We start from the raw sequence: 26,431 nt of genomic DNA on the forward strand, positions 1-26,431 counted from the left end.
GCACAACAAACACGATGGAAGATCAGATGTGGGTTGCTTTAACGAAAATGAAGCAGGGGCGAAAAATTCTGCACAGAACTGTCAAATTAAAATAAGCAGCCTGTTGGCTAGTTTCTCAACTAGCCGCAGGCTGCTTTTGTGTTTATAGCATGGGAAATATCGTCCGAAATCAAGTAATCTGCCATAAATTCTTGTCTTTTGATTAATTTAGGCACTTTTTTAAGAAATAGAAGCCTGTTTTTAACTAATTACCCATAAAATGTAAAAAGTGCCAATGGACTGTAAAGTTATATAGTGATAAACTTTTGCATTAAAACAACATTTTTTAGCGATATCCAGACCAATCAGAGCTTTTTGCCTCTCGGAAGAGGCTGATGCAAGCTCAAATCTGCCATAAATGCTTGTTTTTTAATCAATTCTGGCACTTTTGCCGGATTTAAGCCGATTTATAATATTCCCCCGTCCAGTTTCTGCGGTTTCAGATCGTGTTTCTCTACATAACCGGTGAGCATCAGGGTCAGAGCGCCGTCGCCGGTGATGTTGCAAGCTGTGCCGAAGCTGTCCTGCAGGGCGAAGATAGCCAGCATCAGCGCCGTACCGGTCTCGTCGAAGTTCAGTACGCCCATAATCAAACCTAAGGAAGCCATGACGGTTCCGCCTGGAACGCCAGGTGCGCCAATCGCGAAAATACCCAGCAGCATACAGAAGAGTATCATCGTTCCTACAGTAGGAAGTTCACCGTAGAGAATTTTTGAAACTGTCATGACAAAGAAGACCTCTGTCAAAACAGAACCGCACAGGTGAATATTGGCAAAGAGGGGAATCCCGAAGTCCACCATATCTTTTCGCAGAGCCTTAGACTTTCTGGCGCCGTTCAGCGCCACTGCCAGGGTTGCAGCTGAGGACATGGTGCCGACAGCCGTCAAGTAGGCCGGACCGTAGTGTCTGATTACCTCAAAGGGACTTTTCTTTGAATAAGCGCCGGCTAATCCGTAGAGAAGCGCCAGCCATAAGTAGTGACCAGCCATTACAATTAAGATGACTTCAATAAAGACTGGAAGCTGTTTGGTGATTGTCCCTTCATATGCCAAAGCACAGAATGAAAATCCGATGAAAAACGGCAGCAGCGGAATAATTATTTTTGTGACAATTGCCAGCACCACCCGCTGAAATTCCTCAAGTAGATTGGCTAGATTGATTGACTTTGTCCACGATACAGCAAGACCTAAGAACACCGATAATACCAAAGCGCTCATCACAGGCATAATCTGCGGAATGTCCAGTTGGAATACCGCCTCCGGCAGATCCTTCAGACCTTCTACGTTAGAAACGATAGAAAGATTTGGAATCAGCCCGTATCCGGCAGCGGTACTGAAAAAGGCGGCGCCGATGGAAGAGAGATAAGCGATAACAACTGCGATGCCCAGTATCTTGGAGGCGTTGTTTCCCAGCCGTGTAATGGAAGGTGCGATAAAGCCAATGATAATCAGAGGCACACTGAAAGTAATTATCTGTCCCAGGACATATTTAATTGTGACTACGACCTGCATAAAATCTTTGCCCGCATATAGGCCGACCAGGATTCCGATGACGATACCCAAGAGCAGCCTGAAAGGAAGATTGCTAAATAGTTTTTTCATATTTTACTCCTAAACAATTTGAATTAACGCAAAGATTATACACAGATATAGGACGTTTGAAACATAAAAAACGAGTGCATGACGGAGCAGCGCTCCTATGCACGCATGTCGCCCGCAAGTGGTGACGCTTCGTAAGGTACGTTTCTTGCCTTTTCGCCCCAGCTTAGCTGACCTGGCGAATCGGACCGCGAAAGGCGCGTTAGCGACTGGAGGAGTGAGCAAAGCGAAGGATGAAACATACGGAAATACGTCCTCCCGACGATATTTCCTATGCTATAAAAAAGAGGAGCCGCGTATTTGCGGGACTCCCCATGAAGAAATTTTTATTTATTGAGTTGACTCAGTCAATTTGACTTTCAAATCTACAGTTTTGTTGTTGCGTATTACGGTTAGCTTTACTGTTTCACCAGGCTTATGCTCAGACAGAGCTGACTGCAGATCCGAGGAAGTCTCGATCTTGGTGTCTTCCAGGTAGTAAATCATATCTCCAGCCTGCAAGCCAGCGCTTTTGGCATTGGAACCGGTTACTTCCTGAATATAAACGCCAGTCATTTTTACGCCGTATTGTAATGCAGTCTCTGCATCCGAAATGTCTGCAATTTTAACACCAATTGCCGCCCGACCTGTCACGCGGCCATTTTCAATCAGATCCTTGGCGATAGATGCCGCCTCTTTGATTGGAATGGCGAATCCAAGGCCTTCTACATCAGAACCGGTGGATTTTGCGACGACGATGCCGACCAGATTTCCGTACTGGTCAAAGAGTCCGCCGCCGGAGTTGCCCGGATTGATGGAGGCGTCCGTCTGCAGTAAGGTTAAGTTTTTGTTTCCAACGGTCAATTCTCTGTCAAGGGCGCTGATGATGCCGGTGGAGGCGCTGCCGCCCAATTCTCCCAGCGGGTTGCCGATGGCAACGACCAGGGAGCCGACGGATAATTCGGAGCTATCGCCGTAAGTTGCAGCAGTCAGATTATTCGCTTTGATTTTGATGACCGCGATGTCGTTCTGAGAGTCCATGCCCACCAAAGTCGCTTCTAGTTCCGTGCCGTCCTTTAGTGTTACCATAATTTTGTTGGAACCCTCAACGACATGTGCACAGGTGAGGATATAGCCCTTTGTGTCGACGATAACGCCGCTTCCGGCGCCTTCAGTCACGTAATTCTGCATCCAGTTATCTCGTGATACAGCTTCTGTCTTAATTTCAACGACAGCGTTTTCGTTCTGTGCGATGATTTCCTGTACGGATTTTTCGCTGCCAGTGGCCTTTGCCAGAGTGTAGTTCGTTGCGGATACGGTCTTTGATGTGCCGCCGACGCCCATGTTTGAGGCGAGGGTGTATCCCGCAATGGTCAGGCCGGAGGTTGCAATCATACAGATGATTAAAGTAATAATAAATGCCTTCCGGGTAATGTATTTCGGTTCTTTCTTTTTTGGAATTGCGTATTCATAATCGGATCCCTGATAGGATTGATGCTCTGTCTTGTCTGTAGAATCACCTACCATAATGAAATTTGGCGATCGATTGTCAAAATTGTTATCCCAATTATCCATTTTGTTACCTGCCTTTCCTTCTTTGTTTGATTTTATCCTGATTATGAACAAATTATAACGCGTAATTGTGGTTTTTCTGTGTTAAAATTGTCAAGGATGTGATAAAATATAGCATTGGATATATGAAATGTGAGAAACGAAAGGTATGAGATATAAAAAATGAGCAAAGTAATTACAGCAATGGACAAAAGCAAGTCTTTCAGAGTGTATCTTACCATTTCTACGGACATGGTAGAAGAGGCGCGCAAGATTCACAACACTACGCCTCTTGCCACCGCCGCACTGGGCAGAGTGCTGACTGGCGCCGGGCTGATGGGACTTATGCTGAAAAACGAAAACGACAAGCTGACGGTACAATTTAAAGGCGACGGTCCGGCAAAAGAAATTTTGGCTACTGCTTATAAAAATGGAAGCGTCAAAGGGTATATCTCCAATCCAAACCTGGATCTTCCTCTGAAGGCGGACGGACATCTGGACGTAGGCGGCGCCCTGGGAATCGGAGAACTGACTGTCATCAAAGATCTTGGCCTGAAGGAACCTTATTTGGGCAGGATTTCTTTAGTTTCAGGAGAAATTGCGGACGACCTGACCGCATATTATTATATATCAGAGCAGCAAAACTCATCTGTAGCCCTGGGCGTAAAGATTGCCAGAGACTGCAGTGTTCTCTGTTCCGGCGGGATGATTATCCAGATGCTGCCTGACGCCCAGGAGGCGGCTGTGGACGCCTTAGAAACCATGCTGGGCAAGATGCAGCCTTTGACTACGACCATAGAGGAAGTGATGCTGCGGTCAGCTGGCAAAAGCGAAGAGGGTGTGGCCTGTGAACTGATGGATGAACTGTTCAAAGAAATGCCAGAAGAATTTGCCGTGGAGAAATTAGAGGCCATACAGATGAAATGGCAATGCGACTGCTGCGAAGAGCGTCTGGAACAGGCTCTGATGACCATCGGCAGGACAGACCTGAAAGAAATCATTGACGAAGACGGCCAGGCGGAGCTGGTATGCCAGTTCTGCGAGAAGAAATACTATTTTGATAAAGAGCACTTAGAGAGACTATATCGCCAGTTATAAGATTCTGCATACAACGCCGTCCGGCGGCAGGATTTTATCGTATAAAATGAGGAGACATTTATGAGAAAAATAGGTGTATTATTTGGCGGAAAATCAGGAGAACACGAAGTCTCTCTGCTATCCGCAACCTCTGTCATCGAAGCGTTAGACAGGGAAAAGTACGATGTTGTCATGATCGGCATTACAAAGAGCGGCCAATGGAAACTATATGAGGGCGATGTGCACAACTTGGCAGACGGCTCCTGGGAGAAGACAGCGGCCGACATCGAAGTCAGCGATTTAAAGAAATTAGCCGATTTTGCACTGCCAGTCCTGCACGGACCATATGGGGAAGATGGAACCATCCAGGGACTTTTTGAGATGCTGGACGTTCCTTATGCAGGCTGCGGCGTCTTATCTTCTGCCCTATGCATGGATAAGGTTTCCGCCAAGAAGATCTTTGAGCGAATGGGACTGCCGACGGCCAGGTATAAGCTGGTTTACGCGGAAGACGTCAAGGAGGATCTTGAAAGCGTGGTCAAAGAGGTGGAGGCGGAACTTCCATACACCCTCTTTGTCAAACCTTCGAATATGGGCTCCAGCGTGGGCATCTCAAAGGTGAGGAACACAGAGGAACTGCGCGCGGCTTTGGCTCTGGCAGGAAAGTATGACAGAAGAATTATTATAGAAGAAGGTATCAATTGCCGGGAAGTGGAAACCGGCGTCATTGGCAATCACAAGCCGGAGGTAGCCGCCGTGGGGGAAATCGTCGCCAAGCTGGATTTCTACGACTACACGGCCAAATACACGGACGATGCAGGCACGGAATTATCGATTCCGGCAAAGCTGCCAGCCTCCACTTACGAGGAAATCCGCACATTGGCTAAAAAAGCATACATGGCCTTGGACTGCAGCGGTTTTGCCAGAATCGATTTCTTTCTAGACAAGGATACAGGTCAAGTGTACATCAATGAAATAAATACGATTCCCGGCTTTACAAAGTACAGCATGTTTCCGTTAATGTGGAAAGAGGCTGGCGTCTCCTTCCGGGAGTTAGTTGAAAGGATTGTGGATTTGGGTTATGAAAGATATTATGCTAAAAATAACCGGTAAACAATTTTCCGGAGATATTTCAGAAGACCAGATGGAATTTATAACAGAAGGAAAACTCTACGAAAAAGGGGATTCGACGTACTTGATTTATGACGAGAGCGAGTTTTCCGGGTTTCCGGGCTGCAAGACGACTTTGAAGCTGACCGGGGACTGTATTCGCATGAAGAGAATTGGCAGCGAGGTAGGTTTTGGAATGGAATTTATCTTTGAAAAGGGTAAGCGTTTCAACAGCAAGTATCACACGCCTTATGGCAATTTGGACATGGAGGTTTTGACCAACGACGTGGTCAACAATCTCACAGAAGAAGGGTTTGGCGACATCAATATCGATTATCATGTCAGCCTCAATGGAATGGCAGAAGGCAGAAATAGATTAAAGATTGAGGTCATGCAGTAGCAGTGACCAGTGGAAACAGGGGAGGTAAACAAAATGGACAAAAAGAAAAGGCTGATCGCACAGATTATCATAGTTGGAATTATCGCAGCGATGGTAGTTACATCTATTCTTTGGGCAATCATGCTGTCAGTATAAGATTACAATGGGAGGAATCATGTTGAAAAAAGGTTTTGACGCAGAGAAATACATAGAAGAGCAGTCTAAGTTTATTTTGGAAAGGATTAACCGGGGAAATGCAGAAAGGCTGTATTTGGAATTCGGCGGTAAGCTGGTTCACGATAAGCACGCTATGAGAGTTCTTCCGGGATTTGATGAGAATGCAAAGATCGAACTTTTGCAGAAGCTGAAGGACAAGGCAGAAATCATCATCTGCATCTACGCCGGTGACATCACGACCAATAAGACGCGCCACGATTTTGGCATTACATATGATCTGGAGGTCCTGAGACTGATCGACACGTTCCGGCACTATGACTTGAAGATTAACAGTGTGGTCGTAACAAGATACGAAGATGTACCGTCGGTCAATATGTTTATCAATAAGCTGGAGCGCAGAGGCATCAAAACCTATAAACACAGATTTACCAAAGGCTATCCGACGGATGTGGACACCATCGTCAGCGACGAAGGTTATGGCGCCAATCCGTACATCGAAGTATCAAAACCACTGGTGGTCGTTACCGGTCCCGGAGGCGGAAGCGGAAAGCTGGCGACCAGCCTTTCTCAGCTTTATCATGATTTTAAGCGGGGAACCAAAGCCAGGTACGCCAAATTTGAAACGTTCCCGATTTGGAACCTGTCACTGAAGCATCCGGTCAATATCGCCTATGAGGCCGCCACTGCGGACCTCAAAGACGTCAACATGATCGACTCTTTTCACTTGGAGGCTTACGGAGAGATGGCTGTCAATTACAACCGCGACTTGGAAGTCTTTCCAGTAGTAAAGAGAATTATCGAGAAAATTACGGGAGAGGAGTCCGAGTACAAATCCCCTACCGATATGGGCGTCAACCGAGTTGGCTTTGCCATTGTTGACGACGATGTCTGTCGTGAGTCGGCCTGCCAGGAAATCATCAGAAGATACCTGATCGCAGAGTGTGACTATAAGAAGGGCAAGATTTCAGAAAGTTCCTTGGAGCGGGCCAAGCTTCTGATGAAAGAAGTCGGCAAAGACGTCAGCGACCGAAAGGTGGTACAGCCGGCCAGAGATTATGCCGACAAGAAGCGTGACTGCGACAAGCGTTATGAGAATGTGGTGGTCATGGCGATCGAAATGCCAGATGGAACGATAATCACTGGAAGAAGCTCCCGCAGAATGGTTGCGGCGGCGGCGGCAGTTCTTAACGCCATCAAAAAATTATCCGGGATTGCCGACGACATGCTGATTATTACGCCGCAGGTATTAGAGTCCACACAGAAATTAAAAATTAATTACTTAGAGTCTGATCGGACAAGTCTGAACTGTGAAGAGGTTCTCATGGCGCTGACTATTTCAGGAACGCAGAATCCTTCTGCCTATGTGGCAATCAGCAAACTGCCGCTGCTGAAGGGCTGCAAGGCCCATTGCACAGCTATCCTCAGTGACAGGGACGAACAGACTCTGAGAGCGCTCGGCATCAATGTGACCTCAGATCCGGAATATGTAACGACGAACTTGTATAATAATTAATTGAAGATGAAAAATAAGACAAAAATAACCCTTGAAAGGTTTTCGACAAATCAATATAGGATGATCCTGGAAGGTATCGGCGTCGGTTTTTTGACTGGCTTGCTCGTCTCCGTTTTCCGTTTAGGGTTAGAAAAAGCAGAGTCTCTCAGAGACTCTGTTCTTGATGCGGCAAAGACGGGTGGGCAGATGCTGATTCTGGCTTTTGCGGCTCTGCTATGCGCTTATCTCGTGGTTTGCTATTGCGGCCGCAAAGTTCCGCTGGCTGGAGGATCGGGAATTCCTCAAGTCAAAGGAGAGATGAAAGGGCAGATTGAGCAAAATTGGTGGCAGATCATTCTGGCTAAATTCGCTGGCGGAATCGGCGCCATCGGAGCGGGTCTGTCCTTGGGCCGTGAGGGTCCCAGTATTCAACTGGGCGCTATGGTGGGAAAAGGGTTTTCCAGGCTGACGAATAAACTGAGAACGGAGGAAAAAATGCTCATGACCTGTGGTGCAGGCGCCGGCCTTGCGGGCGCTTTCAGTGCGCCTCTGGCAGGAGTTGTCTTTTCCCTTGAAGAGCTGCACAAGAACTTTTCGACTGATATTCTGCTGTCGACCATGGCAGCGTCGGTCACATCAGATTTCGTTTCCTCCTATATCTTCGGACTGAGTCCAGTCTTTGGACTTCATATTGCGGGACGACTGCCGCTGTCCCGGTACTGGATGGTGATTCTCTTAGGTCTGGTATTAGGAGTCTTTGGGGTATTTTACAACTGGATGACCTCTTTTGTTCAGGACCTTTATGACAAGCTGCCGCGCAAATTCATGCGGGTGGCCGTGCCCTTTCTCTGTGTCGCCGTGTTGGCGGCTTGTTATCCCTATGTCCTGGGCAGCGGTCACGGAATTGTTGCAGAAGTGGCGAGAGGCGATTTTGCCATCAAGGCTTTACTGATTTTGCTGGCAGTAAAATTTCTCTTTTCTATCGTCAGCTTCGGATCAGGGGTTCCGGGCGGCATCTTTTTGCCCTTGCTGGTGCTGGGAGCCATCACTGGCGGCTTGTTTGCTGCTGCCGTCGGCGATCTGGCTGGATACGGTGATATTTACCTGGCCAACTTTGTCATACTGGGAATGGCAGGGTATTTTACAGCCATCGTCAGAGCGCCTATTACAGGGGTGCTGCTGATTACAGAAATGACAGGCGACTTTAAAAATTTCCTCTCCCTATCCATTGTTGCTCTGGTATCTTATTTGGCTGCCGACATTCTCAAAGGACAGCCGATTTACGATCAGCTGCTCCATCGTATGCTCTCCAAGGATGCGGACTACGGGACGACGGAAGAGACGAGAAGCCATAAGGTTCTCTTGGAAAGTGACGTTTACATAGGCTGTCCCATGGACGGTGAAAAAATAGAAGAGATGCTTCTTCCGCCAGGCTGCCTGGTGGTATCCGTTCAACGGGATAAGCGGGAAATTGTTCCCAGCGGCAGTACGATATTGCAGGGTGGAGATAAACTGATCTTGCTCTGCTCTCAATCTTTCGTCAAAGTGGTGGAAGAGAAGCTAAATAATATTTGCAAGAGTATCAGACAGTGATTACTATACGGACCTCGCGTTTCGGCGCGAGGTTTTGCAGTTTTTGGGAATCGCTATTTGCGGAGAACGTGGGATATCGCGCTTCTCCTGCTTTTGCTGGTTTGCTGTACGTCTCTAACCGCGCATGACATTTGCTGAATTTCCTCAAATTCGGCGCTGCTCGAGGATATGATCATTATCGCGCGTGGAAATGACTTTTTTTAAGAAGGTTCGGCATATTATTGAACTTACCCATTTCTATGTGCGTGGCTATTGCAATTTTATAGGATAATCGGCACGTAGACTCCCTTTTACAAAAAAATATTGGATAGCTTCTAGCAGATGAGTACAAGCGTGCCGAATTAGCAGCATTTTAGTATTTGCCAGGCACAATATTTGTTAAGATACAAAAAAATGCCGAACTGATGAACTATTTGCGTTATCCATGCGAACAAATCAAAAATATGTTAAAAAATACATATCACGTTGACAAAATATAATTAAAAAGGTAAAATATATATAAACTTACAAAATTTAACAAATTAGAGAAAGCTGAAAGGAAGTTCAAGTGAGAGATTTTACGAAAGCATTGGAGCAAGAAGTAAAACGAACCAACAAATTGCTAGAAACGAGCGGGCAATTTATGGAGTCCGCCCCAAAAGGGCATTTGTCTATCAGAAAAAGGGTTCATCAGATCAGTTATTACTGGGAAATTGATGAAAAACGAAAAGGGCGTAGACATAATAGACAGATCAATATTACGAAAGATAAAAATATGATACTTAAGCTAACGGAGAAAGCAATTCAGAAGGAAGTAAACAGGCGCTGCAATAGGAATCTTAAGGTTTTGGAAATACTGCAGGACAGCTATCAACCCTTGGATGTGGCTGAAATAGCAAAGGGTCTGCCTCCCAAGTATCAAAATGTACTATTGATGAGAAAGAAAAGGTTAGTAGAAGAGCGCTTGACCGCGCCATATTCAAAATGCCCATTTAATGAAAAGTATCATACACATGAGACGGATTATGGCGAACTAGTGCGATCTAAATCTGAACAGATTTTGGCAAATACATTGTTTGCCTATGGCATTCCTTTTCATTACGAGGAGGAGTTTTTGTATACTGTAGGAAACAGAGGACGGATTTATTCTGACTTCACTATATTTCTGCCCGATGGAAAAATTTTGATTTGGGAGCATTTGGGGCTCTTAAATAGTGAGAAATACTGTTATGATAATGTTAAGAAGCTGAACATTTATCAGATGAACGGTTTCTCGCTTGGAGATAATTTTATTATTACTATGGATGATAACAAAGGAAATTTCAGCAGTGGGGTTATTAACGAAATAATTAAAACACAAATCCTTCCTCTATTTGATGGTGTCAAAATAGATCGGCAGAAAATTATAGCAGGTATCAGACCAATGTAAACCGCCTTGCATAGATAAAGGGAACGGCCAACTGCTTGTGGCCGTTCCCCTGTGTGGGTAATTAATTTGTAGTATTTATGAGCGCTTTATGCTACGGGAATAGCACCTGGTATTCCATTAGCGGTTTCTTGTTCGAGCAAGGTCATTGCCCTTTCCATTAAACACCCTTGAGCATAGGGCGAGAGTTGATAGAATATATCAACCAGTGAGATTGACTGATCCTTGCATTTGTCAGAAAATATTACATCGGTAAGAAGCTTTGTGCCCTCCGACTGTAATATCGTATCCACTCTGACATGGTAAAAGTCAGCCAAATCTACAATTGTATCCGCGCCTGGGATTTTTCTTCCCAGTTCATAAAGTGCATAAGTACTTCGACACATGTGGATCCCGTCTGCTACTTCAGTTTGTGTATATCCGAAGACGTTCCTTAAATATCTCATGTTCTTTGCCACTTGCATCTGCGTTTCTATTTTCACTGCATCATCCTCCTAGTTTATCCATTTTTATTTCGACACAAAACCCACACATATTATATAGAGCGTTTTAAAATCGAAAAAGTTTCACTTTTTGTAATTTTTTTTCGAAAAATGTCGATTTTTTGCAAAAATTCCCTTCCTAGTTATGGTAATATCCCCTGGCGGTTTATTTAAAAGACTTTAAACTACACATAAACTATTAGTGATTGCAAACACGATTAGGGGGAAATCAAGTGAAACGCGAATTTGAGTTAAAGCATCTCGACCAGATCGAGATGGGCCGTAGAATTAGGAAACAGAGAGAGTTTTTGGATTTTACGAGAGAAGACCTGGCAGGTTACCTAGGTGTGTCGAGTAAGTTTATAGCAGATATAGAGTATGGTGAAAAAGGCATATCGATTAGAAAGTTGTATATGCTGTCACAGATTCTTGAAGTTTCAGCGGACTATATTTTAGCAGGTGAAAGGTATGGCAATGCTGTGGATGTAGAACGGGACCGGTTAAAGGAAGAAATTCTTGAGCCGCTGAAGATTTGCAATACGCAACAACTAAAGTGTATGGAGCAGATTGCAAAATTTTATGTAGAGGCGTTAAAAGAGAGATGAAGTTATCAAAAGAAGAGCTGATGAAGCGGCATGACATTTTGTGCGAGAAATACATTTTAATCAAAGACTTTGTTTCTAACTTGGGAGTCCCAGAAAATTATAGAGAAGATTTAATTCAAGAAATTTTCGTGGCAGCATATATCAATATACACAAACTAAACGATATGGACAGACTCAACGCATGGTTATATCGGATTTCGTATCGCAAAATGATTCTGTTTGGCAAAGCCCACAGAGTTCGTTTTGAAAAAGAGATATCTTATCCGGACTACTACGGTGAGTCAGGCATCGAGTCAGAGGAAGACAAATATGTTTGGAGCGCAATGGATAATTGTTTAACAGATGAAGAATTATGTGAAATGATCAATAGCCTCAAACCACCCGCACCATATATTATCAAGCTTCGATTTGAAATGGGTTTCAACTTAAAAGAGATTTCGGATTTGCTGGATATGAAGTATAATACAGTAAAGACGATTGAACGCAGAGCATTTAAAAGGCTGAAAGTGATGATTGAGGAAAGGGGTTATAGAAAGCATGATGGAAAAGAAGCACAGTGAAAAGCAGGATGATTCCTATTATGATGCGTTAATTAAACAGAGGATTGGAGAAGCGCTGAGAAACCAGTCGAAAAAGGAAAGGCTGGATCTTGCTCAATTGGAGGCCTGGGTAGAAGCAGATCGTCAGAGACGCAGGGCCAAAGTAAAACGAGTGCTTGCCATAGCAAGCTGTTTTATTATAATCTGCGCGGGTACGTTCAGTTTTAAATTTGCTTTTGACGATGATGCTGTCGCAACAGCAGGGAAAAACGATAACAAGGTTAATGAGGAAGGGAATAATGTTGTAGTCAAAAATAACGGAGAGGATGTTGAGGATAACATTGGCGCTGAAGAAATATTATGTAAAAATTGGGACAGTGTAATAGCCGCGAAAGAAAGTTATCCCCAATTATTAATTCCTAATTACATACCAGGCGGATATGATTTTGAGACTTTGAGCATTGTTGACAATGAATTAATTAAAAAGTATAAATACTATTTTGCAAACGGTAATGAGACTTTAGAAATTAAAGAAACTGTAGGTGAGGAAGAAAAGATTTACTATAATTATGACAGAAAAATTGGTAAAGAGGATTGTGAAATATATATCACCGAGCGTAGAGAAAAGACTGCATCATGTAAAGTGAATGAAGTTTCTATAACTATCATAGGTGAAGTCTCCGACGAAGATATAATTTCCATCATTGCAAGATTAGAGTAACTAAAAGGAGATGGTTTTCATCTCCTTTTTTAAAACGGTTCAGAATAACTTGTTCTTTTGTACTCTATTCCTGAATCATAACTATCAGTGCTTACGCATTTTATTCTATAAACAACGCCTTTTTTTACCGTCCAAGTATCATAAGTAACCACATCAGTAGAATTTGTTCCTCTGTAATAATGTGCACTTCCAGCGACGTCTGTAGCGGTAACCCATCCAGAGTTTGTCTTCTTTTGTAATACGATTGCTACGACATAACTATCTGCTTTAGCTGTAAAGTCTACATTAACAGAGGCCGCTGCTTTTGTATCACTTATACGTTTTGTTGCAAAACCAACAGAGGCGGTTGCATATGTACTGGCATCCCCATTACCAATACTATCTGCAAAACTGAAGGTTGCGGTGAGACCCATTGTTAGAACAAGAACTAATAGTAAACACAGTGTCTTTTTTTTCATTTCTTTCTCCTTTATTTCTTTCATTAAAGTGATAACTAACAGAAATTGCATTCCGTGCAAGAGAATAAAGCAAAAAAACGCTTTTATCAATATGGACTGAAATCGCTGAAACGAGCTGTTCTAAATACGGTCATTTTGATTTAAAGGAACTTCACCTGAAAAGGTTGTAACAACTGGGATGCAGCCGTTTTTGCGGCCATTTCTAATTTAATTTTTTATGTGCAGTTTAATGAAGGGAAAGTACGTTATGACTGTCCTTTATTGGACAGATAGTAGTTGCAAAAAAAGAGAATGTTTTTATAATAATCATTGTGGTTTAATTTAACTGTAAGCCAGTCGATGTTTTTCTATTATTTTAATTAGACGCGTCAGAACCGCTTTGCTGAAATACTGACAGAGAAATCGGGAAGGTTTGATGTTGTACAAACAATGCATCTTGGACCAGTGGTCTGGGGCCATGGATTTGCGATTGTAACACGAGATGCAATATTGTAAAAAAACGCATTTCAGTTTAATATAGTTTTGCATAAGTGATTAAACGATATAATAAAAAACTTAGGTATAATTATGGTGATCTGGTTGTTACACGTGATATGGGTACTACTGCCGTTTGTGAAACCAAACAAGGAATCATATACATTATTGGAGACTAACGGATACTGAGTTAATAAGTACGATGAATGCATTAAAATAGGGGGAATCCCCCCCTATCATTTCTGTTTAAAACGGATCAGAGTAAGTTCTATCTGTGAAACTTAGACCATTGTCATAGCTGTCTGTGCTAACACATTTAATTCTATAGACTACCCCTTTTTTCACAGTCCACGTATCGTAAGTTAATATGCTGTATTTGTTACTCCCTCTATAATAATGAACACTGTTAGAAACATCCGTTGCAGTCACCCATCCACTACTCGTCTTTTTTTGTAGTACAATTGCGACTACATAATCGTCTGCTTTTGCTGTAAATTGTACATCGACCGAAGCAGATGCCTTTGTATCACTGTTGCGCTTTGTTGCAAAGACTACACCAGCGGTGCTATATGTACTGGCATCCCCATTACCAATATCATCTGCAAAACTGAGCGTCGCGGTAAGTCCCATTGTTAGAACAAAAACTAATAGTAAACACAGTGTCTTTTTTTTCATTTTCTTTCCCCTTTGTTTTTCTTATTAAAGCAATAACGTATTAAATTGCGTTCCGAGCATGAGAATAAAACAAAAATATACTTTTATCAATGTGCCCTATAGGCGCTGAATTTTGCTGTTACAAATACGCTCATTTTAGTTTAAAAGAACTTAACCTGGAGCCAGGCAAGCTGTGAAACTGCTTGAATAGGCGAACTGAATCGAATCGATATTTTATCCTATTGAGATAGAGTGTTTTAAAATACCTATGTTTGATTTTTTGATAGAAGAAAATCGCGTGCAAAAGCGCGCGCATATTGCAAAAATCCCCATTTCAGTTTAATATAGTTTTATAAGGGAGGGAAAACACATGAATTTGAATATAGACAAAACTAACATAGAGAAGCTTGACCTCGATTCGCTGCAGGCGAAATCCAATGACGCCTTGGACATGTTATGGAACGTCGCCTGGCTGAAAAACGCAATGAACAAGCTGGACCGCGCCAGTGTTGAGAGCCTGCAGGAGACGGCAGGCAAAATCTGCAGCCAATGTGAAGTGGCGGTGATTGTTGCCACAGGCGATACCGCAAAGATGATCAAAGCCTGCACGTCGGCTATACAGCAAAGAGAGGCTTGTGCAGATGTTATCGTGTTCGGCGATAGTTTTTCTCCAGCCGAATATGCAGAAGTGATGACAGACCTGGAGAAAAAAGACTTCGTGCTCATTTCTGTTGCGCCGGAACTGGAAACGGTGGCTATGAGAGGCGCATTCGTATGTCTGAAACAGCTTTTAGTTACAAAATACGGCTCGGAGAAAGCGATTGACAGAATCTATGCCGTCGCAGGCAAGAGGAGTCAGTTAATCGCAGAAGATGCGGCTGAAAACGATTACCCGCTGATCTCGTATCCTGACAATGTGCCTGCAATTTATGGCGCTAACACGGCAGCGGCGCTGCTGCCGATGGCGGTCAAGGGGGCGGACCTTTCGGAGTACTTGGACGGATTCTACGATATGCTGGCATCACCGCAGTGGGATATAAACGGGGCAGATTACGGCATTGCGAGAGCCGCCTACAGAATCGCCGGCGGGACAAAAGAGCATTTTTTGATCTGGCAGAATCAGCTTGCAGACTTTGGTAAGTGGGAAGAGAACTTCTTTGACGGTATCCAAAAGAGAAGCCTGAAAATGCCTGTGGACAGCAAAATAGACAGCGCAGATGCCTTTGATACGCAGATTATTATAGAGGAAGATCAAGAAGATATCATGATGCCGTATTTTGAAGGGTGCCATGAAGATGGCTCTCTGAATTTGCTTTTAAACGCCGCTGCAGGGAAGTATTTTTTTGAAAACAGTGAGAAGAAAACAGGGGTACAGATCTCCTTAGAACGGCTTGATTCCTACAATTTGGGACAGCTTATGGCATTTGCCCAGCTCTCCAACGGAATTACAGAATTTTTGTTAAATAATTAGGGTTTACATTATTTGATTCTGTGTTATAATGAAAGTAACGGTAATAAGTTAATTTTTTAACAAAACTTACTCATAAGAAATCAACGTACAATATAGTAGGAGGTTATCACAATGAAGAAAATTGGTGTATTAGGAACGGGCACAATGGGTGCCGGAATCATTCAGGTACTTGCACAGAATGGTTATGAAGTTGTACTGAGAGCTAGAAGACAGACTTCAGTAGACAAAGGTCTTGCTACAGTAGAGAAGAACTTAGACAAGATGATCAAGAAAGAAAAGATCACAGAAGCTGACAAAGCTGAGATCATGGGCAGAGTACAGGGATCAACTGATATCAGCATCGTAAAAGACGCTGACTTGATTATCGAAGCTGCAACAGAAGACGCAGAAGCAAAGAAAGCTCTGTTTGCTGAACTTGACCAGTTAGTAAAGCCTGAAGCTATCATCGCTACAAACACTTCATCCTTATCCATCACTGATATCGCTGCCGCTACAAACAGACCTGACAAAATTATCGGCATGCACTTCTTTAACCCAGTTCCAGCAATGAAACTTGTTGAAATTATCAAGGGATTGACTACTTCAGAAGAAACTAAGGCTACCATCGTAGAATTAGCTGAGAAGTTAGGAAAGACCCCTGTAGAAGTTGAAGAAGCTCCAGGATTCGTAGTAAACAGAATCTTAATTCCAATGATTAACGAAGGTATTGGAATCTTAGCTGACGGAGTTGCTGATGTAAAGGGTATCGATACGGCAATGAAACTTGGTGCTAACCACCCAATGGGACCTCTTGAACTGGGAGATCTGATCGGACTTGACGTTTGCCTGGCAATCATGGATGTACTTTACACTGAATACGGTGATCCTAAGTACAGAGCACACGTTCTGCTGAGAAAGATGGTAAGAGCCGGCAAGCTGGGAAGAAAGACCGGCATCGGTTTCTACGATTATTCAAAATAAGAGAGACTATCGAATACATAAACAATTGGAACTGCCTTGTGACGAGCAAGGCAGTTTTTTATTTTTCTGAATAAATAAGTCTAGTACTTGACAAAATGCAAAATGATGATATACTGAGAAAAGTAAAGTAGTTGACTATTTTGATGTTAATATAGGAGGTATGGCAAATGCGTAATACGAAAGAAATTGTTTATGAGAGACTGATAAAATTACAGCACTTGCTGCACAGGCAGCAGATGCAGAAATTCGGAGGTATGCGGGGCTCAAAAAATCCGCGCCGGGGGCAGGGCCGGGTACTTTCGATTTTAAAGATGAAACCGGAAATCAGCCAGAAGGAACTGACTTATCTGCTGGATATGAGCAAGCAGGCCTTGGCAGAGCTGTTGGCAAAACTTGAAAGGAACGGTTACATCATAAGAGAACCGTCCGCAGAGGATCGACGGGTATCCAACGTCAAAATCACGCCGGAGGGCATGAAGGCGGCTGAGGGTATGTCGGAAGATCCGCAGGATATGGTTGGCTTGTTGGATTGCCTGAACGAAGAGGAGCTGGAAGCTTTTGGCGAATATCTTGCCCGAATCCTCGCGTGTTTTGAAGAAAGATTTATGAACAAAGAAGCCTTTGCAGAAAGGCGGAAGGCATTTGAAGCTTTTTCCCATGAACAGCCCCATCGCAGAGGGCGCGGAGGGTTTCCCTCTGACGGCAGACCTCTAGGCTATGGCATAAATCATGAGGAAGAGGAAGGCGGTGAAGATTAGAAACAGAATGAGAATTGAAAAAAATAGAATTGAAGCCTTTAGCGACGGCGTCATGGCCATTATTGTCACGATTATGATGCTGAATATTCCCCTGCCCGGCAGTTACAGCAGAGAAAGTCTCACAGCGTTTCTGTTTAACATCGCCGTCTTTTTTGTCAGCTTTATTGTAGTCGGCGCGCAGTGGGTCAAACATCTGCAGTTATTTACAATGTGCAGAGATATTTCAGAAAAAGTGCTGTGGCGAAATCTGCTGCATCTCTTTTTTCTGTCGCTCATGCCACTGTTTACAAAATGGATTATGGAAAACCCGGGACGGGTTTTGCCCGCCATCGCCTATGATGTGCTGTTCGCTGCGGTATTCCTCACCTTTCACCTGCTGCACAATGCGGTCCTGTTGGATAACAAAAGGGTTGACGAATTTCGCAGGCGCCTGCAGAACCAGAATTTAAGAAGACACTTTAGCTGGATTGCATTTTCACTATTTTTTCTATTTGTCATTGCAGTCGTCGCCGCATCATTTTTCGTGCCGGCAGTATCCATTGTTTTCTTTGTCGCTTTGCCAGTGATATCGTCGCTGTTTAACCTGTGGGTGGATGGGCGCGGCGGTTTTAAAAAAGCGTTTTTTCACCGAAAACAGAAGCTCGTAGGATAAATTTTCAGTTACCTTTTGATAAAAGTGGGTATTCTAAGAATATAGACTATTGAGGAGGGATTATATGTTAAACGAAAAAGTTGGAAGCTTACTAAATGTACAGATAAATAAGGAATTTTATTCGGCATATCTTTATTTGGAATTTTCCAATTTCTATAAAGAAAAAGGACTGGACGGGTATGCGAACTGGTATCAGATTCAGGCTAAGGAAGAGATGGATCACGCGCTGCTTATAATGCAGTATCTGCAGAATAACGATTACAAAGTCGTGTTTGAGACCGTCAATCAGCCGAAAGCAGAATTAAAGAATTTTGACGATCCATTAAAAGAGGGATTGGAGCATGAACGCTATGTTACAGGACTGATTAACAACATCTATGGCGCGGCACATGATGCGAAAGACTATCGTACGGTCAAATTTCTCGACTGGTTTGTCGACGAACAGGGTGAGGAAGAAAAGACTGCAATGGACATGATTACCAAATATGAATTATTCGGGCATGATCCAAAAGGTCTGTATTCTCTGGATAGTGAATATAAAGCGAGAGTTTATACCGCCCCGTCGTTAGTATTAGAATAAAACATTTTGAGATGGAGCTGTCTATGCAGATAACTTATTTGCATGGACAGCTCTTTTTAATTCATAGGAAATTGCGTTTGTACGATTTCCCATGATTTAAAAAGTGGGGTGTGCAGAGAAGAATCCCCTCGCCGCCCTAAGAAGGGTGCACTGCCGTTAAAGCAGGCGCCGAAGGAAACTTAGAGTTCCCTAGCGGAGCGGCGCCAGCCACTTTTGTGTGTGTTTCGCTTTCCCCAATTAGCAAAAACTGTGCCGATAATACCATCGAAAATGTTTGAATTTCAACGTTTTCTTCTATTGACTTCCCCATACAAAGGTGTTATCTTGAAGATAACATAAAAGGGAGGAACTGGAAAATGGGGAGTCTATTTGATAATACATATAGAAGCCAGTTTAGTCTGACAAACGATTTGGTCTTTTATCTGATATACGGCGCCGATACAGAAGAATCTAATCGGGCGTTAGCCGCGCTGCTCAACGTAATATTGGATCGAAAAGATGATCCAATCGTAAAGGTTCACGTTTTAAATACGGTCCAAAAGGGATTTAAGCCTGGAGACAAAAGCACCATCATGGATGTGAAGGCTGAGGCTGATTCTGGGGAACTGATCGATGTGGAAATGCAGCGTTATGTGCTGCCCTTTCTGAAGGCGATTCCCGCGGCAGAGACTTCGTTGACTGGCACTGCCGAAACCCCTGAACGGACGGCAAAAGGCGCCTCACGGGCATATCCGGAAAGGTCGCTATTTTATGGTGCGCGTCTTGTAAATTCGTCATTGGCATCAGGAGAAGACTATGATAAAATGAAGAAAAGCATAGTCATTTCTTTTATCGACGGAGTGATTTTTCCGCAGGTTCAATGTCTGCATACAGAGTTTTTGATGCAGGAGAAACAAGCGCATTTTACATTGACGGACAAGCTGTCAATCCATTTCTTAGAGTTGGGAAAGATAGATGGGAAGAAAGACCCTGCCGACATGACACCACTGGAGTGTTTATGCGCCTATATCCGGTTTGCCGGTGACGGGACAAGAGAAGACTATGTGAACAAACTGCTGGAAACAGGAGAGGAGGCTGTTAACATGTCTGAATATGTTTTCAAGAAATTGACAGAAGACGATATAGCCAGAGAAATGTTAGAACGTCAGATTAAGGCCGAGCATGACAATGCTACATGGCTCAAATATGCGAAAGAAGATGGGTATGAGACCGCCATGATTGAGATTGCCCAAAAGATGAAAAGAGCGGGCAAGCCACTGGAGGAAATCAAAGCCTTTACCGGATTAGAGGCAGAAACCATAGAGAAGTTATAGACTGTTTTGCTGTCTTACAAATAGGGAAGCAAATAGAAATGTAGGACGGGAAAAGATATGCTGAAAATTGCTATTTGTGACGATGAGAAATATTATAGAGATAGAATAGAGAACCTCCTGAAAGCGTATTTGCAGGAGCACAATTTAAACGCAGAACTCGTCTTGTTTCAGTCTGGTGAGTCTTTTATTTCTCAGCAAGAAAATCTTGTAAAATACGATATTGTTTTTTTGGATATCAACATGAACGAGATGGATGGAATTGAGACTGCTATGCGGATAAGGCGCTTTTATTCTTCGACCTATATTATTTTTGTGACCGCTTTTATCGATTATGCACTGGAAGGGTACAAAGTGAATGCGGTGCGATATATTATGAAAAATACGTTGGAGATCTCTGTCAGAGAATCCATGGACGCCGTTTTAGAAAAGATGAGACACCTGCAAGTAGGGTTTGACTTTCTGCAGGGCAGACAGAATATCTATATTGACAATTTGCTCTATGTGGAAAGCAAGAAGCACAAAGCGGTTTTTTACTATATGGACGTCTCTATTACCCAGTACGAAATTTACGACAAGCTGGATCATATCGAAGAAGAACTGTCAGAGTACGGATTCTTTCGCATTCATAAGAGTTATCTTGTCAATTTGAAGCACATTCGCAAAGTCAACAATTATGAAGCGGTGCTGGATACTGGAGAGCGCTTGCCGATTCCGCGGCGCAGGTTTCAAGCGGCCAAAGAAGCTTTTGCCGCATACAAAGGAGCGATGTGATGGAATTGGTCATCAAATGCCTGGCTCTTTCCGTAGTGATGAGCTTTAGCTGTAAACTGTTCTTCGAAACACTTATTCCCCTGCGGAAGTGGGAACACCGCTGGATTGAAAAAACGATAATTCCAGCCTTTGTGTCTGCTTTTATGATCATCTCCTTTAGTGAAGTGCCGCCATACATATTTCAAGCGCTGCGGCTGATCTTAGCGATCAGCATTATTACACAGATATATTACAAGATCAGAGTCATGCAAAATGTGATTCTATCGGTGCTTTTTTGTGCGCTGTTCTGGATTACCAACACCCTGGTTCTGGCCTGCGTCTATGCGCTTTCTCTGGAAAGGATGTTAATCTTTGATTTTCAGGAAGACATTGCAGATATCCTGTTTCTCTGTCTGATTGTGTTATTTCATCATCAATATAAAGGGAGGATGGACTCATTGGCAGATACAAAATGGGTTCGCTTCGGTTACTTTCCTATTTTCAGCCTGATTGTCATCATGTCCATCACAATCATGCTGTGGGGTGATGTCAATATAAACAGGAATGCAATTGTTGTAGCTGTTGTGAGCTTTGGTATCATCAATATCCTCGCCATTTATTTTATTGGAAATCTTCTTGAGAAAGAAGCCGAAATGCAGAAAATGCGGTTGAGCCAGGAACGAAACTTGAGTCAGATGAACCTATATAGGAGCATGCAGACCAGCTTTGACCAGCAGCGAAAATATTTGCACGATTACAAAAATCAACTCCTGTGTATTCAAGGCCTGCTAGAGGAGGGGCAGACGGAAGAAACCCTCTGCTATGTAAAAAAACTGACAGGCGGGTTACAGCAGCATACGAACACGATCAACACGAATCACAATGTGGTCAATGTGGTATTGAATCAGAAATATCAGTATGCGCAGAAAAAAGGAATCGCTTTGGTTATGAAAATAGGAGACTTATCCTCGCTGAACCTGGAGGAAGAGGATATTGTCACCCTTCTAGTCAACCTGCTTGACAACGCTATCGAGGCCTGCGATAGATTAAAAGATAACAAAATCATTCAATTCAAGATGATATTAGAAGAAGGACAATTGATTTTATCCGTACGAAACCCGGTAGAAGAGGCGGTTGAGATAAAGGACAAAACCGTATTGACAACGAAAAAGAATCGTGAAAGGCATGGGGTCGGGTTGCACAACATAAATTCTGTGATAGAGAAATACAATGGAACCAGCACGTTACAATGCAGAAACGGATGGTTCACTTTTTCGGCGATGCTGCCGTCTGTTTTTGCAATCTGACCGTCGATTTGTGTCATGGCTGTTGTTCCTGCTGAAATCAAGAAATATAATGATGGCAGCAGAATAGATAGGAGGAACGACAACATGAAAAAATGGATACTTGCCTTAGTGATGGTCTGCCTGTGTCTGACTGGTTGCAGCGGGAGGACGGGTGCTATGAGGCATCAATCGCCGGAAGCTGCTGCGGAGAGTATGATGCAGTCCCTGAAATCACTGGACCTAGAGGCCTTTAATGACTGCACGGATAATTTAGTGAGCAGGGACAGAAGCTGGCTGGGATTTACTACGGCAGAAGAATATCGCGTGTTTAACAGGATTTCGCAGACAGATTTAGTAAAAGGAAAACGGTATGAAGCTGATTTAAAATTTGCAGAAACGATTACAGAGAACCTGAGCTGGGAAATTAAAGATGTAAAACGGAATGGAGATAAGGCGAAGGTTTATCTTGCCATTACAAATACAGACATGACAGATGTAACGGGAAATTATATGATTCACGTCATGGAAAAGATGATTGCAAGCGATGACACTGGCTTAAAACAGATGATAAAGGATCTGTCTGGCATTGAAGATGACAAAGACGGCATGCAGCCGTATCTGGAAGCGGCAAAGGGAGATAAAACCATGGCTGTAACCGTATCCGCAAAGCTAGAAGATCATAAGTGGATATTTCATATCAGCGACGCTTTTATCAATGGGTTTATGGGCAATCTGAATACAGAACATTTTTCTAAAGATGTAGAGAATCGTTTGGAGGAATTGGAAGACCAATATGAACAGAAGATGGAGCAATGGGGTGACGACTTTGAAGACAAGGTGGACAATTGGCTTGCCAGTATATTTGGAGAATAAATAAAAATGCACGAAAAGAAGGGCTTTCGACAAAAAAGCCCTCTTTTATTTTTCCAGATGTTGTATTATAATGGAATAAGATTTGTAGTCCTAGAAAAGTTGTTTTCAAATGTATGAGGCGCTGTCCTCATATCCAGAGAGAATTCCCAAGAGATTAAAAAGACAAAATTCATTAGAAATTACATAGAAAGGAAAGGGCGCTGTTTTGGTGCCTGCAATGAAGATGCCAAGAAAGAAAAAAGAAGAACTATTAGAAGAAGAAAAAGAATGTATGATAGAAGAGCCTGACGCTCCTGAGGAGAAGAAAGAGATTATCTGCTGTGAAGAGGAGGCTGAGAAGCGGGAAAGACCTGTGCGAGAAGAAAAGAAGGAGCAGCCTCGTCCAGAAGTCGAGGGTATTTTGGAAATCGCTGAAGGCGGTTTCGGCTTTCTCAGATTTAATAACTTCTTGACCAGCGATAAGGATGTGTACGTATCGCCGACACAGATCAGACGCTTTAATCTGAAGACGGGGGACCAGATCAAGGGGATTTCCAGGCTGCCCAACGAGGGCGAACGATTTGGTGCGCTGCTGTATGTTTTGACCGTCAACGGAGACGAGCCGGGAGTGGCGATTAGAAGACCCGATTTTGAGGATTTGACGCCGATTTTTCCAAGAGAGAGACTGACACTAGAGGATGGTTCCAGAGATCTGTCCATGAGACTGATTGATTTGATTGCGCCGATCGGAAAAGGCCAAAGGGGTGTTATTGTAGCGCCGCCTAAGGCGGGAAAGACGACTTTGCTCAAGCGAGTCGCCAACAGTATTGAGAAACGACATCCGGAAGCAGAGATGATTGTGCTTTTGATCGACGAAAGACCAGAAGAAGTGACCGACATGAAGCGATCTCTAAACGGAGGTGAGGTCATCTATTCCACCTTTGACGAACTGCCGCAGCACCACGTCAAAGTTGCAGAGATGGTACTGGCTAGAGCGCAGAGATTGGTGGAGCACGGCAAAGATGTGGTCATTCTGCTGGACAGCATCACAAGACTCGCCAGAGCCTATAATCTTGTCGTACCGTCATCTGGCAGAACCCTGTCGGGCGGACTCGATCCAGGCGCCCTTCACAAACCGAAGAAATTCTTTGGCGCTGCTCGAAATATTGAAGAAGGCGGCAGCATCACCATTTTGGCGACAGCCTTGGTAGAAACAGGAAGCCGTATGGACGATGTTATATTTGAGGAATTTAAGGGTACAGGTAATATGGAGCTTCATTTAGACCGCAAGCTGTCTGAAAAGAGAATCTTCCCGGCTATCGATCTGAACAAATCAGGTACCAGGAAAGAAGACCTCTTGATGACGCAGGATGAATTAGAAGCGATTTGGGCAATGAGGCGCCAAATGGCCAATAGTCCGACCCAGGATGTCACAGAGACTATCATCGACAACCTGGCGCACACGAAAAACAATAGTGATTTTGTTCAGATCATAAAGAAGATATTTTTGCAATAGGGGAAAAAGATGGATTTAAGCAAGATTTTTTTGAAAGACGCCTGCCCGACTCCGGTCGGAGGACAGGCCGTCATGGAGGGCATCATGATGCGCGGACTGGAAAGAACGGCCGTTGCAGTCAGACTTCCTGACGGAAAGATACACATGAAGACGCAGCCCAATAAGAAGATGGGAAAGTGGACTAGAATTCCTATTGTCAGGGGCGTCGTCTCTTTTGTCACCTCACTGGTTCAGGGCACGGGTATTTTGATGTATTCGGCTGACGTGCTGGAAGCTAACTGGCCGGAAGAGGAACAAGAGGAAGCGGGCAAGCTGGAGACCTGGATGAATAAGAAGTTCGGAGAGAAGGGTACGTGGAACATCATGATCTATCTCTCTGTCATTCTCGCTTTGGCGATGACCATCGGTATGTTCATTCTGCTGCCGACAGTGGTGGCGAATTTCCTGAAGCCTTTGATTGACAGCGACTTTGTGTTTAATCTGGTGGAAGGAATCATGCGTATCGTGATCTTTGTGGTGTATATCGCCCTGATCAGCCAGATGAAAGACATTAAGACCGTGTTTCAATATCATGGGGCTGAGCACAAGACCATTCACTGCTTCGAAAACAATCTGGAACTGACGCCGCAGAATGCGCAGCAGTTTTATACTCTGCATCCGCGGTGCGGAACTAGTTTTCTGCTCTTCGTCATGGTGATCAGCTTTGTGCTGCACCTCTTTCTGGGCTGGCCGAATTTGGCGCTGCGTATCATTTCCAGACTGCTTTTAGTGCCGCTAGTTGCAGGTCTGTCCTATGAACTTCTTAAGTGGGCTGGACGCAGTGACAACTGGCTGGTCAAAATTCTCAGTATGCCGGGACTTTACCTGCAGAAGCTGACGACCAAGGAACCTTCTGACGATCAGCTGGAGGTAGCAATTGCTGCTACAAAGGCGGTTATGGTTCCTGACGGTACTCCGTACTTTGAAGGCATCTGCGACCTTGATGGGAATTTAGTTGAAGAACGAAAGATTGAACGTAAAAGTAAGAACGAAGTTGTGGAGGAATAGATGAGTCTCTCGGTAAAAGAAATTTTGAATATCGGCAGAAGACAGCTTGAGGAGAGTCACATCGCAGACGCTGCCATCGACTGCAAAATCCTATATTGTTTTTTGATGAATGTGAGCAGTGCCCAACTGATTCTGGAATATCAAAGAATCCTGCCGGACAGCCTTTGTGATGAGTATTTTAAGCTGCTGGACAAGCGGTCCGCCGGCGTGCCCGTGCAATATATTATCGGTACACAGGAGTTTATGGGTCTTACGTTCAAGGTCAATGAGAGCGTGTTGATTCCCCGGCAGGACACGGAGACCCTGGTGGAGGACGCGATCAGTATTATCAGAGAAAACAAGCTGCGCGGAGAAGATTTACTGCCAAAGAAAAAGAAGGAATTCGACGTTCTCGACCTCTGCTGTGGCAGCGGAGCAATCGGCCTTTCTCTGGCTAGTCTCTGCGACAACGTGAAGGTGACTTGTTCGGATATCAGCCGGGAAGCCATCGCCGTAGCCGAGGAAAATGCAGAAAAATTGGGCCTCACGAAGAAAGTCAGCTTTGAATGTGGTAATTTGCTGGTGCCTTTTAAAGGGAAGTTCAAAAATAAGAAATTCGATTTGATTATCTCTAATCCGCCTTACATAAAGACCAGCGTCATACCGACGCTGCAGAAAGAAGTCCGCGACCACGAGCCGATGATGGCTTTGGACGGCGGTCTGGGCGGCCTGGATTTCTATCGGGGCATCATCGCGGATGCGGCGGGCTGCCTCAAGAAAACAGGCGTATTGATGTTTGAAATCGGTCACGATCAGAAGGATGCGGTCAGCGCGCTAATTGAGGAGACTGAGCAGTTCGAGAAAATCACCTGCCATAAGGATCTTGCCGGCCGGGACCGAATTGTCGTCGCAACACTGGCTGGGAAAAAATGAG

At 43.9% G+C, this 26,431-nt stretch carries 26 protein-coding genes; 21 read left to right on the forward strand and 5 right to left on the reverse strand.

Translation table 11 applies throughout. The features are described from left to right. Nucleotides 1–446 precede the first annotated feature (446 nt). Together BN6539_RS04990 and BN6539_RS04995 are read right to left on the reverse strand one after the other, a co-directional pair. Nucleotides 447–1,640, reverse strand: coding sequence for a dicarboxylate/amino acid:cation symporter (locus BN6539_RS04990; RefSeq protein WP_067534598.1), 1,194 nt, complete (start codon nt 1,638–1,640; stop codon nt 447–449). A 327-nt stretch (nt 1,641–1,967) separates the two neighbouring features. Further along, nucleotides 1,968–3,191, reverse strand: coding sequence for a S1C family serine protease (locus BN6539_RS04995; protein WP_082907359.1), 1,224 nt, complete (start codon nt 3,189–3,191; stop codon nt 1,968–1,970). A gap of 159 nt (nt 3,192–3,350) precedes the next feature. Between BN6539_RS04995 and hslO the strand changes: the two genes are divergently transcribed. The 6 genes from hslO to BN6539_RS05025 all read left to right on the forward strand — a co-directional run bounded on the left by hslO (nt 3,351) and on the right by BN6539_RS05025 (nt 10,403). Further along, on the forward strand, nt 3,351–4,265 hold the full coding sequence (hslO, locus tag BN6539_RS05000) for an Hsp33 family molecular chaperone HslO (protein ID WP_067534601.1): 915 nt from the start codon (nt 3,351–3,353) through the stop codon (nt 4,263–4,265). 60 nt (nt 4,266–4,325) lie between these two features. Next, on the forward strand, nt 4,326–5,357 hold the full coding sequence (locus BN6539_RS05005; RefSeq protein WP_067534604.1) for a D-alanine--D-alanine ligase family protein: 1,032 nt from the start codon (nt 4,326–4,328) through the stop codon (nt 5,355–5,357). Beyond that, nucleotides 5,338–5,754 carry a DUF1934 domain-containing protein gene (locus BN6539_RS05010; RefSeq protein ID WP_207645077.1) on the forward strand — a complete coding sequence of 139 codons (417 nt, stop codon included), beginning with the start codon at nt 5,338–5,340 and terminating at the stop codon, nt 5,752–5,754. Before BN6539_RS05005 ends, BN6539_RS05010 begins: the two co-directional genes overlap by 20 nt. A gap of 157 nt (nt 5,755–5,911) precedes the next feature. Further along, entirely contained in the window at nt 5,912–7,423 is a 1,512-nt protein-coding gene (locus BN6539_RS05015; RefSeq protein WP_067538085.1) for a DUF1846 domain-containing protein, read from the forward strand. A gap of 6 nt (nt 7,424–7,429) precedes the next feature. Further along, on the forward strand, nt 7,430–8,995 hold the full coding sequence (locus BN6539_RS05020) for a ClC family H(+)/Cl(-) exchange transporter (protein WP_067534610.1): 1,566 nt from the start codon (nt 7,430–7,432) through the stop codon (nt 8,993–8,995). 547 nt (nt 8,996–9,542) lie between these two features. Next, complete coding sequence (locus BN6539_RS05025) at nt 9,543–10,403, forward strand: hypothetical protein (RefSeq protein WP_067534613.1); 861 nt, start codon at nt 9,543–9,545, stop codon at nt 10,401–10,403. 86 nt (nt 10,404–10,489) lie between these two features. Here the strand turns inward: BN6539_RS05025 and BN6539_RS05030 are convergent, their stop codons facing one another. Further along, nucleotides 10,490–10,882 (reverse strand): helix-turn-helix domain-containing protein, encoded by a 393-nt coding sequence (locus tag BN6539_RS05030; protein WP_067534616.1) that lies wholly within the window; start codon nt 10,880–10,882, stop codon nt 10,490–10,492. A gap of 233 nt (nt 10,883–11,115) precedes the next feature. Between BN6539_RS05030 and BN6539_RS05035 the strand changes: the two genes are divergently transcribed. From BN6539_RS05035 to BN6539_RS05045, 3 genes are read left to right on the forward strand one after another with little or no spacing between them, the layout of a single operon-like run. Continuing rightward, the gene (locus BN6539_RS05035) at nt 11,116–11,487 is read left to right on the forward strand and encodes a helix-turn-helix domain-containing protein (RefSeq protein WP_067534619.1); all 372 of its coding nucleotides are present in this window, start codon (nt 11,116–11,118) and stop codon (nt 11,485–11,487) included. Further along, entirely contained in the window at nt 11,484–12,047 is a 564-nt protein-coding gene (locus tag BN6539_RS05040) for an RNA polymerase sigma factor (protein WP_067534621.1), read from the forward strand. Before BN6539_RS05035 ends, BN6539_RS05040 begins: the two co-directional genes overlap by 4 nt. Next, on the forward strand, nt 12,025–12,747 hold the full coding sequence (locus BN6539_RS05045) for a hypothetical protein (RefSeq protein ID WP_067534623.1): 723 nt from the start codon (nt 12,025–12,027) through the stop codon (nt 12,745–12,747). The genes BN6539_RS05040 and BN6539_RS05045 overlap by 23 nt, the downstream gene beginning before the upstream one ends. Nucleotides 12,748–12,776: 29 nt before the next feature. On the opposite strand, the gene BN6539_RS05050 is transcribed toward BN6539_RS05045, so the two are convergent. Together BN6539_RS05050 and BN6539_RS05055 are read right to left on the reverse strand one after the other, a co-directional pair. Beyond that, the gene (locus BN6539_RS05050; protein ID WP_067534626.1) at nt 12,777–13,205 is read right to left on the reverse strand and encodes a hypothetical protein; all 429 of its coding nucleotides are present in this window, start codon (nt 13,203–13,205) and stop codon (nt 12,777–12,779) included. 720 nt (nt 13,206–13,925) lie between these two features. Then, the gene (locus BN6539_RS05055) at nt 13,926–14,354 is read right to left on the reverse strand and encodes a hypothetical protein (RefSeq protein ID WP_067534629.1); all 429 of its coding nucleotides are present in this window, start codon (nt 14,352–14,354) and stop codon (nt 13,926–13,928) included. A gap of 349 nt (nt 14,355–14,703) precedes the next feature. Between BN6539_RS05055 and BN6539_RS05060 the strand changes: the two genes are divergently transcribed. From BN6539_RS05060 to prmC, 12 genes are all read left to right on the forward strand, one after another. Next, a complete protein-coding gene (locus tag BN6539_RS05060; RefSeq protein ID WP_067534632.1) occupies nt 14,704–15,804 on the forward strand; it encodes a glucose-6-phosphate isomerase in 1,101 nt (366 codons plus the stop codon). A 111-nt stretch (nt 15,805–15,915) separates the two neighbouring features. Beyond that, nucleotides 15,916–16,764 (forward strand): 3-hydroxybutyryl-CoA dehydrogenase, encoded by an 849-nt coding sequence (locus BN6539_RS05065; RefSeq protein ID WP_067534635.1) that lies wholly within the window; start codon nt 15,916–15,918, stop codon nt 16,762–16,764. Between the two features lie 167 nt (nt 16,765–16,931). Further along, nucleotides 16,932–17,522 (forward strand): MarR family winged helix-turn-helix transcriptional regulator, encoded by a 591-nt coding sequence (locus BN6539_RS05070; RefSeq protein ID WP_067534638.1) that lies wholly within the window; start codon nt 16,932–16,934, stop codon nt 17,520–17,522. After that, complete coding sequence (locus BN6539_RS05075; protein ID WP_067534641.1) at nt 17,512–18,174, forward strand: TMEM175 family protein; 663 nt, start codon at nt 17,512–17,514, stop codon at nt 18,172–18,174. The genes BN6539_RS05070 and BN6539_RS05075 overlap by 11 nt, the downstream gene beginning before the upstream one ends. 64 nt (nt 18,175–18,238) lie before the next feature. Then, nucleotides 18,239–18,754, forward strand: coding sequence for a ferritin (locus BN6539_RS05080; protein WP_067534644.1), 516 nt, complete (start codon nt 18,239–18,241; stop codon nt 18,752–18,754). Nucleotides 18,755–19,110: 356 nt separating this feature from the next. Beyond that, on the forward strand, nt 19,111–20,067 hold the full coding sequence (locus tag BN6539_RS05085) for a PD-(D/E)XK nuclease family transposase (RefSeq protein WP_067534647.1): 957 nt from the start codon (nt 19,111–19,113) through the stop codon (nt 20,065–20,067). 57 nt (nt 20,068–20,124) lie between these two features. Then, nucleotides 20,125–20,838, forward strand: coding sequence for a LytR/AlgR family response regulator transcription factor (locus BN6539_RS05090; RefSeq protein WP_067534650.1), 714 nt, complete (start codon nt 20,125–20,127; stop codon nt 20,836–20,838). Further along, on the forward strand, nt 20,838–22,124 hold the full coding sequence (locus BN6539_RS05095; RefSeq protein ID WP_067534653.1) for a sensor histidine kinase: 1,287 nt from the start codon (nt 20,838–20,840) through the stop codon (nt 22,122–22,124). Before BN6539_RS05090 ends, BN6539_RS05095 begins: the two co-directional genes overlap by 1 nt. A gap of 84 nt (nt 22,125–22,208) precedes the next feature. Further along, on the forward strand, nt 22,209–22,976 hold the full coding sequence (locus BN6539_RS05100; protein WP_067534656.1) for a hypothetical protein: 768 nt from the start codon (nt 22,209–22,211) through the stop codon (nt 22,974–22,976). A 217-nt stretch (nt 22,977–23,193) separates the two neighbouring features. Beyond that, the gene (rho, locus tag BN6539_RS05105) at nt 23,194–24,471 is read left to right on the forward strand and encodes a transcription termination factor Rho (RefSeq protein ID WP_074038100.1); all 1,278 of its coding nucleotides are present in this window, start codon (nt 23,194–23,196) and stop codon (nt 24,469–24,471) included. Between the two features lie 9 nt (nt 24,472–24,480). Further along, nucleotides 24,481–25,518, forward strand: coding sequence for a DUF1385 domain-containing protein (locus BN6539_RS05110; RefSeq protein WP_067534659.1), 1,038 nt, complete (start codon nt 24,481–24,483; stop codon nt 25,516–25,518). Beyond that, complete coding sequence (gene prmC / locus BN6539_RS05115) at nt 25,519–26,430, forward strand: peptide chain release factor N(5)-glutamine methyltransferase (protein ID WP_067534662.1); 912 nt, start codon at nt 25,519–25,521, stop codon at nt 26,428–26,430. The last annotated feature ends 1 nt before the right edge of the window (nt 26,431 follow it).

The organism is Emergencia timonensis, assembly GCF_900086585.1.
GTDB classification, from domain to species: domain Bacteria; phylum Bacillota; class Clostridia; order Peptostreptococcales; family Anaerovoracaceae; genus Senimuribacter; species Senimuribacter timonensis.